The sequence below is a fragment of the Vibrio sp. bablab_jr001 genome (assembly GCF_016464285.1).
Lineage (GTDB): Bacteria > Pseudomonadota > Gammaproteobacteria > Enterobacterales > Vibrionaceae > Vibrio > Vibrio fluvialis.
In genome coordinates, this window is sequence record NZ_JACDWZ010000092.1 from 574,057 (window position 1) to 586,696 (window position 12,640).

A 12,640-nucleotide genomic window follows, 5' to 3' on the forward strand; every position below is an offset into this window, starting at 1 on the left:
ATTTAGCCACAAAACCACAACATCACACAAACACATGCCAAACAACATCATTGAAAAATCGCAAAGAAACAACGCAAAATGCCATAACTCTGCTGATTTATGGCTGATACTCGCTATAACAAGATATCGACGTCGTTAGCTCGATACGCTGAGACTGTCCCTGGCGATCCCGCCAGGACGCCTCCATTACGACCGTTTTTAACGAGCTGGATACCGTTGCCGCAGGCACACTCCAGCGCAAAACATATCCTGAGTGTGTCAGGTCTTCCCCACTGACGATGTCACTGTCAAAGTCCGCAGCAATTAATGTCGGGCTGGCCGACGATGCGCCGCGAGTGCGAAACCATTCCAGTTTTTGTTCAGCCAGATTCAGGGCAATAACGCTCTGCATAGCAAAGTCTGCTCTCTGTTCGATATAGGCTTGCAGCTTTACTAAACCCAACGCGCCGACACCGATTAAGACAAATGAGATCATCACTTCAATCAGGCTGAATCCTTGTTGTCTATTGGCCATACCAGGACCCTTTCTGCCATTTGAACTTGCGGATTTTGTTGAGCGGAACGTCAATCGCATCGCGGTTGAATTGAAAACTCATCGAAGAACTGAACACCGCGTAGGTGTCCGGCGCATCCATGACATAGCCGCCGGTCGGGTAAAAGGCGCCCGTTTGAAAATAGCTCGTATTGTCAATCGACACCGCAGGAAGCACATCCGGCGTATGATCGACCGCGCTTTTGAGTAAGTTGGCCTGAGTGAGATTCAGAGCCTGCCATTGAGTTTCTGAAGGGACGAAATCCGGCGTGCCATCTGCAGCCTGAGAGATAAAGTGATAGATCATGCCTTTAAACGTCAGAGCCCCTTCCGTTGAAAGCAAACCGTTGTGAATGACCAGGATCACGCCATCAATCGCCGAGCCAGCCGCATCAATCGCATCACCGATTGCCGTTAAGTCTGAGTGCTCAAGATGGCAACTGCCGTAGACCCACAATAAATCCTTCCCAAACTCGATTTGCTGCGCTATTTGTTCACCACAGTTTGTGATTGGTGCTGGCACTGGCAGGGCTGCCTGACTCAGCAATACTCCGCTGGCATTAAACAGACTGGTGGCGGAGATCTTACTGAACTGAGGGTCAGACATAACCTTGTACCATTCGCTGCGCGCTTCACCGAACAAATCCTCGAAAGGGGTTTGGTAAAGATCATTAACGAAGTCCTTTTCTAAGCCCGTCGGTGTGGCATAACCCGCTGTCGTAGTCGTCATATAATCACCGTGACAGCTTTGACCGGTTGGAAATCCACTGTACGGTAAGTGAGTGTCACTCAGCCCAAGGTTGGCCAAGGTGCCGTTCACATAAAACTCCTTGCTGTAGCGCAACATGGTACAGGCCCATTGGCTATCCCCCAGGCTAAGTCCCGGGTCGGCCAACATCGACAACCCGCCAGCAAAATACAGATTTGAAGTGGCTTTGAGCACACCGGACGCAGAGGCCGGATAGCGAATGGTTTTACTCAGATGCTGATAGCCATACTGCGCGGTGACTTTCCATTGCCCGCGACCGGGATTCTGATAACTAAAACTCAGTAATCCACTGGAATCACAAGCAGAATAATGACTGGCTGTCGGCAGCATATGCGTCGTTTGGGTCACACTGTAGATACATTCCAGTCCACCTTCCGCCATCCAAAATTGCTGCTTGGCTCTGACCTCGTTCTGCGCGCGCTTGATTTGAAAAAACAGGTTCTTATACATCCCAAGCGTGACAACTAAAGCAACCGTCAGCAGTATCGAAGTAATCAGCAGCGTCGCTACTCCTCGTTGACTGGTGTTGCTCATTGCCAGTTCCTCGACTGAATCTGAAATGAGAGCGATTGCGTAACGCTCGGACGGTTAGTCAACGCCGCTGTAATGGCGACGGTGGTCATTGCTCCGCTGACGAGACCGCCCGATAACGCGTCAGTATCGGTAGAAAACGCGGTGACGGATATCTGCCGGGGATCAAAGAGTGAATAACAGCTATCGCCGACGATAGAATCCGCCGCAGACGCGGGGGTTAAAGGCGCTGCCCGCATTTTTTCGCACAACTTGAACACCGTGGAGTCCTGACGATAAACCACATGGCGATATGCCGCCGCCCCTGCAGATTCCACGCGATACACAAAACCAACTACGGAGGGAGAACTTTGTGTATAAACCACGCTTGATGCCCCGGATAACAACACGGAAGTTCGGTTTACGTCATCAAACCCGGCCTGATACATCTCCTCTTTCATCCCTTGCATCACATTAGTGATATTTTGCAGCAGCAGAATTTCTTGGCTGCGTTGCGCGGCACTGCGCTGACTACTGATAAACACACTTCCGATTATCGCCAGCGCCATCGTCCCCACTAACGAGGCGATCATAAATTCGATCAACGAAGCGCCTCGGAGCTTTTTACGAGCACGCTGGATAACCATACAAGGCTCCTTGATTGCCACAAATCATCACTCGATTTGCGCTGTATGACGTCCGTAGTTTGAGTTCTTTGCTTGTCTCAGTGACCGGATGAAATGAGAGGCTGCCGTTAACCACTTTACCGCGCACACCATCGAACTTGATTTTGTTGGCGCTGAAATGCGATTCCAAACTGATGTTGCGAAATCCCCGGCCACTGAGTAGCAAAATGGTATTTCCAGAGGAAGGCGAATCGCTGTCTTTCAGCACAATAGTCCACTGGCCCGATGCAGATGGATTGCTGTCCATCACAAAGTGGGCCCATAAATCTTGGTTGCGAAACACCGCTTCCGATTTGGCTTGTAGCATGAATCCTTGCAGTTCAGACGCCAACGTCTGCATCTGATTCTGCTGTGAAAAACGCTCAAAACTGGGCGCTGCGAACGTTAGCACCACGGCCAGAACAGCCAGCGTGATCAGTAGTTCCAGTAAGGTAAACCCGCGAACCATTTCCCAAAACCTTTTGCAAACAATGAGATGAATGTGAATCAACTTGCACCGATGCTAGCAGTATCCACAATAGAGGCAGGCAGATTCAGGGAACTAATGGAAATGATTCGAACAAATCGTTGCAACAGGCGGCAATCCGATTCTTTGGGTATGACACTGATCGAATTAATGATCGCAGTGGTGATTATTGGCATTCTGTCCGGCATCGCCTACCCGGCTTATACTGGCTATGTTAAAGAAGGGCACCGTAAGCAGGTCATGGCTGACATGGTCAAAATCCAGTTGTATCTGGAAGAACATTACAACAGTGGCTATTCCATAGCCGGAGTGCTATCGGGTGGCGCCTGCACCTTATGTAGCAGTGATACAGATCGTTATTCCGTTGGTGTTACGGTATCCAGCTCGGGATACACCATTACCGCAACGCCACAAGCAGCCAAAGGCCAGAATCTGGATAAATGCGCAGGCAGCACTTACTCCCAGCTCTCATTGAGAAGTACAGGATTAGCAGAGCCCGTAACGTGTTGGCAGTAATTCGTAAATGTAAAAATCCACCAGCACCGCCAGTGGATTAGGAACAGAAAACAAAAAAGCCTGCAGATGCAGGCTTTTCAGTTCAATGATTAGCTGGTTAAGTCATCAAAGAACTTCTTCACACCATTGAAGAACCCTTCAGACTTGGGCTTATGCTTGTTGGCTGCATCGCCACCACAAGATTCTTCCAGTTCACGCAGAAGCTCTTTCTGACGCGCGCTCAGTTTCACCGGAGTTTCCACCACCAGCTTCACGATCAGGTCGCCGATGGCGCCGCCGCGAACACTCTTCACGCCTTTGCCACGCATGCGGAACATACGGCCCGTTTGCGTTTCTTCCGGCACTTTCAGGTTCACACGACCATCGAGGGTTGGAACTTCCACTTCACCGCCCAGTGCGGCCATTGCAAAGCTGACAGGGACTTCGCAGTACAAGTTGTTGCCATCACGTTCAAAAATGTGGTGTTCTCTGACGTGCACTTGTACGTACAAGTCGCCCGCAGGTGCGCCCATTTCTCCTGCTTCGCCTTCGCCCGCAAGGCGAATACGATCGCCCGTGTCGACACCGGCTGGAATTTTAACGTTAAGCGTTTTGGTTTTCTGTTTACGGCCCTGACCATGACAGTCGTTACAAGGGTCTTTAATGATCTTGCCTTTACCATGACAGGTAGGACAGGTTTGCTGGACCGCAAAGAAGCCCTGACGCATCTGTACCTGACCGTGACCATGACAGGTGCCACAGGTTTGAGCCGAGGTGCCTTTCTTCGCACCGCTGCCATCACAGGTATCACAGTGAACCAAAGTCGGAACTTCAATCTCTTTCGAGCAACCACGTACCGCTTCTTCCAGCGTCAGTTCCATGTTGTAGCGCAGATCCGCACCACGTTGTGGACGCGGCGCACCACCACCACGACGTCCGCCACCGAAAATATCGCCAAAGACATCACCAAAGATGTCGCCGAAATCCGCACCGCCGCCGCCAAAGCCGCCGCCACCGAAACCACCGCCGCCCTGTTCAAAGGCTGCGTGACCATATTGGTCGTACGCCGCTTTCTTCTGCGGGTCGGTCAGAATCTCATACGCTTCTTTTACTTCTTTAAACTTATCCGCAGCGCTGGCATCACCCTGATTGCGGTCCGGGTGGAATTTCATCGCCAGGCGTTTGTACGCCTTCTTAATATCGCGCTCAGAGGCATCACGGCTAACGCCTAATACTTCGTAAAAATCACGTTTTGACATGTTCTAGATCACCAATCTGTTACTGCAAACGGTTTTCGCTCTACTTAAGCGCCGCTTGGTGTTTGTATCGATATAGATAAAAAGTGTTGATTTCTTAGCTATAGCGATAAAGCTGACAAACAGACGGGCGTAAGAGTTTCCCCTAACGCCCGCATCAAACTTCGAGTGTTCTTTTCGAAAAAAGAACCGAAGGTGAAGGGCTTGAATTCTCTCAAATTCAAGCCTTCGATGACAAAGAATTATTTCTTGTCGTCTTTCACTTCTTCAAACTCGGCGTCAACCACGTCATCTTCTGGAGAAGTAGACTGCTGGCCAGCGTCAGCACCTTGTGCCTGAGCTTTCTGCTGAGCGATTTCCATCAGCTTCTGAGAAGCAGTCATCAGTGCTTGAACTTTCGCATCGATTTCTGCTTTATCTTCGCCGCGTTTCGCTGTTTCCAGCTCACTGATCGCCGCTTCGATCTTCTCTTTCTCGTCTGCTGGCAGAGCGTCACCCGCTTCTTCAACCTGTTTACGAGTTGCGTGGATCATCTGGTCAGCTTGGTTACGTGCAGTTGCTAGCTCTTCGAACTTTTTGTCCGCTTCTTTGTTCGCTTCTGCTTCCTGAACCATTTTCTCGATTTCTTCGTCGCTCAGACCACCAGACGCTTGGATAGTGATGTTCTGCTCTTTACCAGTTTGTTTGTCTTTCGCTGATACGTGCAGGATACCATCCGCATCCAGGTCGAAGGTCACTTCGATCTGAGGCATACCACGTGGTGCTGCCTGAATGCCTTCCAAGTTGAACTGACCCAGCGACTTGTTGAAGTTCGCTTGTTTACGTTCACCTTGCAGTACGTGAATCGTTACCGCGTTTTGGTTGTCTTCTGCTGTTGAGAACACTTGATTCGCTTTGGTTGGAATCGTGGTGTTTTTCTCAATCAGTTTGGTCATTACACCGCCCATTGTCTCAATACCCAGAGACAGAGGAGTTACGTCCAGCAGCAGTACGTCTTTCACTTCACCCGCCAGTACACCACCTTGAACCGCAGCACCAACAGCTACTGCTTCATCAGGGTTCACGTCACGACGTGCTTCTTTACCAAAGAATTCAGCCACTTTCTTCTGAACCATTGGCATACGAGTCTGACCACCCACCAGGATAACGTCAGTGATGTCGTTGACAGACAGGTCTGCATCAGCCAGGGCCACTTTCAGTGGATCCAGAGAACGTTGAACCAGGTCTTCAACCAGAGATTCCAGTTTCGCACGAGTCACTTTGATGTTCATGTGCTTAGGACCGGTTGCATCAGCAGTGATGTAAGGTAGGTTCACATCTGTTTGCTGAGCTGAAGACAGTTCGATCTTCGCTTTCTCTGCCGCTTCTTTCAGACGCTGCATCGCCAGTGGATCGTTCTTCAGGTTGATGCCTTGTTCTTTGTTGAACTCGTCAACCAAGTAGTTGATCATGCGGTTATCGAAGTCTTCACCACCCAGGTGAGTGTCACCGTTGGTTGCCAGAACTTCGAAGGTTTTCTCGCCTTCAACTTCATCGATTTCGATGATTGAAATATCAAAGGTACCACCACCCAGGTCGTATACTGCGATAACGCGATCGCCGCCCTGTTTGTCCAGACCGTAAGCCAGTGCAGCAGCAGTCGGTTCGTTGATGATACGTTTTACTTCAAGACCTGCGATACGACCGGCATCTTTCGTTGCCTGACGCTGCGCATCGTTGAAGTAAGCAGGAACGGTGATAACGGCACCCGTTACTTTCTCGCCCAGGTAATCTTCTGCAGTTTTCTTCATTTTCTTCAGAACTTCTGCTGAAACCTGTGGCGCAGCCATTTTTTGGCCTTTCGCTTCTACCCACGCATCGCCGTTGTCTGCACGAACGATCTTGTAAGGCATAATTGAGATGTCACGCTGTACTTCTTCGTCTTCATAACGACGACCGATAAGACGCTTGATTGCAAATAGCGTGTTTTCCGGGTTTGTTACAGCTTGACGTTTCGCTGGCTGACCAACTAGCGTTTCACCATCTGTGTACGCGATTACAGAAGGGGTTGTACGCTCACCCTCTGCGTTCTCGATTACGCGAGGTTTGTCGCCGTCTAGCACAGCAACACATGAGTTAGTAGTACCTAAGTCAATACCAATGATTTTACCCATCAGGCTATCTCCGAATAAATTCTATGTTCGTTTTGCTATACCCCTAATGTGGGGATGGAGAATCGGGTTTCAACCCCCGCTCACAAACAAAAACGTGTATGTTTGCTTCTCGTATGCCCCATAGATAAGGGCGACAAATACCTTTTCAAGGGCAAAAACGAAAAAAGTTTGAATTTTTAGTAAGAAAAAAGCGAAGCATCGGCTTCGCTTTTCATACAAGAAGTGAATTTTGTGCTTAACGAGTTTCTGTTGCCAGCTCTGCTTGCGCTTCTTCTTCGTTCGCCAGACCACCTTCGCTTTTCGCCACGATGGTGTTAACGGCAGTGTCACCCACTACGTTCGATGAAGTACAGAACATATCGTTAATACGGTCTACCGCAGCGATGATGGCCAAACCTTCAGGTGGCAGACCCAGTTGGTGCAATAGCACGCCAACCATCACCACACCGCCGCCCGGAACACCACCAGCACCGATAGACAGCAGCAGAATCGTCAGACCCAGAGTAAAGATATCCGCTGAGTTAATTGGCTGACCAAAAGCGTTCGCTACAAAGATAGTCGCCAGAGCGATATAGATAGACACACCCGACATGTTCATGGTTGCACCCAGCGGCACACCAAAGCCCGCGACAGACTTCGACACTTGCAACTTCTCAGTCAGTGTACGCATGGTTACCGGAATGGTTGCATTCGAACTTGCAGTCGACAGTGAGAACAGAATCTGTTCACGCGTAGCACGCAGGAACTGCTTTGGCGATACGCTGGTCGTCATACCTACCACAATTGGGTAGAAAACGAAGATCCAGAACACCAGCATAGCAACAACCAGAGCCACGTAACCCGCCACCGACATCAGCGTGTGCGCATCCAGTGTTGCACCCAGTTGGGTCATCAGAGCGAACACGCCGTAAGGTGCCAGACTCATCACCAGACCAACCAGCTTCATCATGATTTCGTTAGCCAGCTTAAAGGTACGAATAGCCGGGCCACCACGAGAATCCAGCGCTTGAATCGCCAAACCAGTCAGAATTGCCATAAAGATGATTTGTAGCATGTCGCCATTCGCAAACGCCTGAACCGGGTTGCTTGGCACAATGTTCACAACCAGAGAGAAAATATCCGGCGTTTCTGTGGTGGTCAGTTTCACCGCTTGTGACACCGTACCTGCCAAGTTTGCATCGGCACCTGGCTGGAAGATCAGACCAACCGTTAATGCCGCCGCAATCGCAATCACGGTGTTGATGATATAAAGCGCAAAAGTTTTAGTGCCTAAACGGCCAAAAGCGGAGATGTCTTTAAGATCAACAATGCCACAGACGATTGAAACATACACCAGTGGAACAACCAGCAGTTTGATCAGCGAAACGAACATGCCGCCCGCCCCTTCTGCTGCACCTAACAGGTACACGTCGAACAGGGAAACACCCTGAAACAGGTATTGAATGGCGGTCCCAAGAACCAGACCAGCAAACAAGCCTAAAAAGATTTTCGATGAGAGCGATTTATCCATCGTTCTACTCCAGTTTGTTGTGTTGAGTATTTATCGTTATAGAGTCGTTTATGTCACCCAAAGTGCTAAACGTCCGCGCATAATACACACACCGATAACAATCCGAAGCATTTATTTACAAAAATGTTACATGGCGCAAATTAGAACATTTACCAAAAATAGCCAGAACAATCAGGATTAACGTCTAACCACCTGTTTCACAAGAAAATCAACCAACCCAACAGCTTTACTTAAGAAACTCCTTATGCAACAAGCTTTCCGGTGCGAATTTAAAACAAAAAAAGAGAGGCCTATGCCTCTCTTTTCATAAAATCCGCAGTGGATTATTTTGCAACCATCACCATCGCAGGACGAACAACACGGCCGTTCAGTTCATAACCTTTCTGCATCACAAACATCACGGTGTTTGACTGATGATCCGGGCTTTCTTGAATCGACATTGCCTGGTGGAACTCAGGATTAAATGCTTCGCCTTCTGGGTTGATCTCTTTCAGGCCAAATTTTGCTACCGCATCAACAAATGTTTTATGCGTCAGCTCCACACCTTCCAGAATCGGCTTCACGATTTCGTTCTCGCCGTCGGCAGCCTGAATCGCACGTTCCAGGTTATCCAGAACCGGCAGCAACTCCTCAACAAAACGACTCAGCGCGTATTTGCGTGCTTTATCGATTTCCTGTTCGCTACGACGGCGCATGTTTTCCACTTCAGCACGGGCACGCAGCACCGCATCCTGATTCTCTTTCACACGCTCTTCGCTGGTCAGCAGCGCGGCTTCCAACTGTGCAATTTTCGCTTCTTTTTCATCAAGCTCTTCTGCGTCTTGATTCCAATCGATATCAGCATCAGTGCCAACGGCTTCCGCTTCTACTTCAACCGCGTCTTGTTGCAGCTCTTCGTCTTTGATCTTGTTTTCTTCGTTGCTCATGATATCTCCAGAACTCTCGTCACTTATGTGCTTAGGAGTTGAAATCTCTTAGTTTCCTGACACAAAAATTCGCATAAAAGCGTAACTTGCCTTTATTATGGGGATGAAGAATTCTGATTCAAGCCTAATTCGGTTGGAAAACTTATGAAAAACCCGTTTGAAGTGATCGCTATCATCGGTAAACCGAGAGATCAACAAGCGATTCAAACACATAAAGATCTCTACCACTGGTTAATGTCTCTGGGCAAGTCTGTCTTTATTGACGACCGACTACGTGAAATTTTGACCGAGATCCCGTCGGACCATTTTGGTAGCCTGATCGAACTGGGCAAAAAAGCCGATCTTGCGATTGTCGTTGGCGGTGATGGCAACATGCTGGGAGCGGCACGCGTCCTGTCGCGCTTTGATATCTCCGTCATCGGTGTGAACCGAGGCAATCTCGGCTTTCTGACCGACCTCAATCCGGAAGATTTTCAGGATCGCCTGCTTGACGTTCTGGCGGGTAACTATCTGGAAGAAGAACGCTTTTTGCTCGAAGCGGAAATCCATCGCCACGGCCAGGTAAAAAGCCATAACGCCGCTCTCAACGAAGCCGTATTGCACCCGGGTAAAATCGCGCACATGATTGAATTTGAAGTGTACATCGACAACAACTTCGCGTTCTCTCAGCGTTCCGACGGCATCATTATCTCCACACCGACTGGCTCGACAGCATATTCGCTCTCAGGAGGCGGTCCGATTTTGTCACCAAGCCTTAACGCCATCACTCTGGTTCCGATGTTTCCGCATACACTGTCTTGTCGCCCATTAGTGGTCGATGGTAAACGGCGCATCAAACTGATTGTGTCGCCAGACAACCGTGGCACCCAGGAAGTAAGCTGTGACGGTCAGGTTTCTCTCCCCGTTTCTCCGGGCGATGAAATTCATATTTATCAAAGCCCTAACGTACTCAGACTGATCCATCCACAGGACTACAGCTACTACCACGTGCTGCGTAACAAACTCGGCTGGTCGAGCAAACTGTTTTGAGTTTGCTCACACTTCATTCAGCTGGCTAAAAGTTTTTACCTGGACAACTTTACTGTATAAAGAAACAGTATATACTGTTTTCTTATACAGTATTGTTCAATTATACAGGTGCAAAAATGCTGGCTCATTTAAGTGTGAATAACTTTGCGATTGTAAAATCTCTGCAGCTTGAGCTGTCAAAAGGAATGACCACGATTACCGGTGAAACTGGTGCGGGTAAATCTATTGCGATAGACGCGTTGGGTCTTTGTTTAGGTGGCCGCGCAGAAGCCAGTATGGTGCGACAAGGTGAAGAGAAAACCGAAGTCAGCGCCGCTTTTGTACTTGATAACAATATTCACGCAACACGTTGGTTAGAAGATAACGATCTGCTGGACGGCAAGGATTGCATTCTGCGCCGTACCATCACTAAAGACGGCCGCTCAAGAGCCTTCATTAACGGCAGCCCTGTTCCGCTGTCGCAACTCAAATCCCTAGGCCAACTGCTGATCAACATTCATGGTCAGCACGCCCACCAACAACTGATGAAACCGGAATATCAACTGACTATGCTGGATCAGTATGCCGGGCACATCGACTTGTTAAAAAAAACACGCTTGACCTATCAAGCCTGGCGTCAGGCCAACAACCAATTGAAGCAACTGAAAGAAAACAGCCAACAAAATCTGGCCCAGTTGCAGCTGTTGGAGTACCAGATCAAAGAGCTCAACGAGCTGGCGATCGGTGAAGAAGAGTATGCGGAACTCGAACAAGAACACAAACGCCTGTCAAACAGCGGCGATCTCGCGATCAACTGCCAAAAAGCCATCGAACTTTTGTACGAAGGTGAAGAAGTCAATGCGCTGAATATTCTGCAATCCGCCAGCCAAACCCTGATTGAGCTGGCAGAATTAGACGGCAAACTCGGCGCGCTGCCGAACATGATTTCAGAAGCCATGATCCAGTTGGAAGAAGCCAATAGCGAGCTGCGTGGTTACCTGGACAGTATTGATGTCGATCCCGAGCGCATGGCATTTGTGGAAGAGCGTTATTCGCGCATCATGTCGCTGTCACGCAAACATCACGTGCTGCCGGAGGAGCTCTATCAACATCATCAGGATTTACTCCAACAGATCGCACAATTGGATTGCTCAGAAGAGAAAATGGATGAACTGGCCGCTGAAGTAGAAGCGAAATATCAGGCATTTGTTTCCGCGGCAGAAAAACTGAATAAATCGCGCAGTCGCTACGCCAAAGAACTGGATAAGCTCATCAGTCAGAGCATGCATGAACTCAGCATGGAGAAAGCACAGTTTAAGATTGATGTTTGCAATCAAGGTGGACATCCTTCGCCACTCGGCTTTGACTCTGTCACTTTCTTGGTATCCACCAACCCTGGTCAGCCTTTGCAACCGATCGCCAAAGTCGCCTCTGGTGGTGAACTTTCACGTATGTCGCTCGCGATTCAGGTCATCACTGCGCAGAAAGTGGATACGCCAAGTTTGATCTTCGATGAAGTGGATGTGGGTATTTCGGGCCCAACCGCTGCTGTCGTCGGGAAAATGTTGCGCACTCTGGGCGAATCCACTCAGGTACTCTGTGTCACTCACTTACCTCAGGTCGCCGGCTGCGGCCACAATCAGCTGTTTGTGGCTAAGCAAACCAAAGGCGGAAAAACCGAAACACAAATGGTCAAGCTCGATCAGGAGCAACGTGTGGCAGAACTGGCACGCCTGTTAGGTGGAAGCCAAATCACCGAATCTACGCTGGCCAATGCCAAAGAACTGCTGATTGCTGCCTAGCGCACAAAAAATGGATTTTTTGTTCAGGCTTTGCAACCTAATTCAAAAATCGTAGTCTCAACAAGCTCAGAGTATACAGGATGTTTTTACATCTGCTCTGAGCTTGTTTATTATCACCCCAGTTTTGAGTTTCATCAGCTATAGAATTTTGAATATGCAGTTTACCAAGTGGCTTGTTGCCCTTCCCCTAGCCTTGACCATGCTGTCTGGCTGTACTGTCCTAGAACGTCTGGTTTATCGTATCGATATTAACCAAGGTAACTACATCGAACAGCAGGCTGTTGATCAGTTGAAGTTTGGTATGTCAAAAGAACAGGTCCGCTTCGTGCTGGGTTCACCTATGCTGGTTGAAAACGGTTACCCGGATACCTGGTATTACATTTACCACCATACCGCTGGCCACGAAGATCCTGTTCAGAAGAATTTGGTCGTGAGCTTTAACAACGGTGGCACCTTAGTCAACATCGCTGGCGACTTCCAGCAAAGTGACAACTTCTTTGAAAGCCTGAACTGATCGGGTATGAAAA

The 12,640-nt window shown here is 49.0% G+C and carries 12 protein-coding genes; 4 read left to right on the forward strand and 8 right to left on the reverse strand.

Translation table 11 applies throughout. From position 1 onward, the window contains the following. Positions 1–97: 97 nt before the first annotated feature. Genes JIG40_RS16295 through JIG40_RS16310 form a run of 4 tightly spaced genes read right to left on the reverse strand, consistent with a single transcriptional unit; the run spans position 98 to position 2,945 of the window. Entirely contained in the window at positions 98–514 is a 417-nt protein-coding gene (locus tag JIG40_RS16295) for a prepilin-type N-terminal cleavage/methylation domain-containing protein (protein ID WP_199465649.1), read from the reverse strand. Next, entirely contained in the window at positions 504–1,835 is a 1,332-nt protein-coding gene (locus JIG40_RS16300; RefSeq protein ID WP_199465650.1) for a hypothetical protein, read from the reverse strand. Before JIG40_RS16300 ends, JIG40_RS16295 begins: the two co-directional genes overlap by 11 nt. Next, entirely contained in the window at positions 1,832–2,458 is a 627-nt protein-coding gene (locus tag JIG40_RS16305; protein ID WP_199465651.1) for a pilus assembly protein PilW, read from the reverse strand. Before JIG40_RS16305 ends, JIG40_RS16300 begins: the two co-directional genes overlap by 4 nt. Further along, a complete protein-coding gene (locus tag JIG40_RS16310) occupies positions 2,436–2,945 on the reverse strand; it encodes a GspH/FimT family pseudopilin (RefSeq protein WP_199465652.1) in 510 nt (169 codons plus the stop codon). The genes JIG40_RS16305 and JIG40_RS16310 overlap by 23 nt, the downstream gene beginning before the upstream one ends. A 150-nt stretch (positions 2,946–3,095) precedes the next feature. Between JIG40_RS16310 and JIG40_RS16315 the strand changes: the two genes are divergently transcribed. Continuing rightward, the gene (locus JIG40_RS16315; RefSeq protein WP_244662681.1) at positions 3,096–3,479 is read left to right on the forward strand and encodes a type IV pilin protein; all 384 of its coding nucleotides are present in this window, start codon (positions 3,096–3,098) and stop codon (positions 3,477–3,479) included. Between the two features lie 89 nt (positions 3,480–3,568). On the opposite strand, the gene dnaJ is transcribed toward JIG40_RS16315, so the two are convergent. From dnaJ to grpE, 4 genes are all read right to left on the reverse strand, one after another. Continuing rightward, the gene (gene dnaJ, locus JIG40_RS16320) at positions 3,569–4,717 is read right to left on the reverse strand and encodes a molecular chaperone DnaJ (RefSeq protein ID WP_020328124.1); all 1,149 of its coding nucleotides are present in this window, start codon (positions 4,715–4,717) and stop codon (positions 3,569–3,571) included. A 239-nt stretch (positions 4,718–4,956) separates the two neighbouring features. Next, complete coding sequence (dnaK, locus tag JIG40_RS16325; protein ID WP_020328125.1) at positions 4,957–6,867, reverse strand: molecular chaperone DnaK; 1,911 nt, start codon at positions 6,865–6,867, stop codon at positions 4,957–4,959. Positions 6,868–7,102: 235 nt separating this feature from the next. Continuing rightward, the gene (locus tag JIG40_RS16330) at positions 7,103–8,377 is read right to left on the reverse strand and encodes a dicarboxylate/amino acid:cation symporter (RefSeq protein ID WP_020328126.1); all 1,275 of its coding nucleotides are present in this window, start codon (positions 8,375–8,377) and stop codon (positions 7,103–7,105) included. 323 nt (positions 8,378–8,700) lie between these two features. Continuing rightward, on the reverse strand, positions 8,701–9,303 hold the full coding sequence (grpE, locus tag JIG40_RS16335) for a nucleotide exchange factor GrpE (RefSeq protein ID WP_020328127.1): 603 nt from the start codon (positions 9,301–9,303) through the stop codon (positions 8,701–8,703). Between the two features lie 144 nt (positions 9,304–9,447). Here grpE and nadK point away from each other — a divergent pair, with 144 nt between their 5' ends. From nadK to bamE, 3 genes are all read left to right on the forward strand, one after another. Next, positions 9,448–10,332: an NAD(+) kinase gene (nadK, locus tag JIG40_RS16340; RefSeq protein WP_020328128.1), complete on the forward strand. Its 885-nt coding sequence runs from the start codon at positions 9,448–9,450 to the stop codon at positions 10,330–10,332. Between the two features lie 116 nt (positions 10,333–10,448). Beyond that, positions 10,449–12,113 carry a DNA repair protein RecN gene (gene recN / locus JIG40_RS16345; RefSeq protein WP_199465654.1) on the forward strand — a complete coding sequence of 555 codons (1,665 nt, stop codon included), beginning with the start codon at positions 10,449–10,451 and terminating at the stop codon, positions 12,111–12,113. 154 nt (positions 12,114–12,267) lie between these two features. Beyond that, positions 12,268–12,627, forward strand: coding sequence for an outer membrane protein assembly factor BamE (gene bamE / locus JIG40_RS16350; RefSeq protein ID WP_024374098.1), 360 nt, complete (start codon positions 12,268–12,270; stop codon positions 12,625–12,627). The last annotated feature ends 13 nt before the right edge of the window (positions 12,628–12,640 follow it).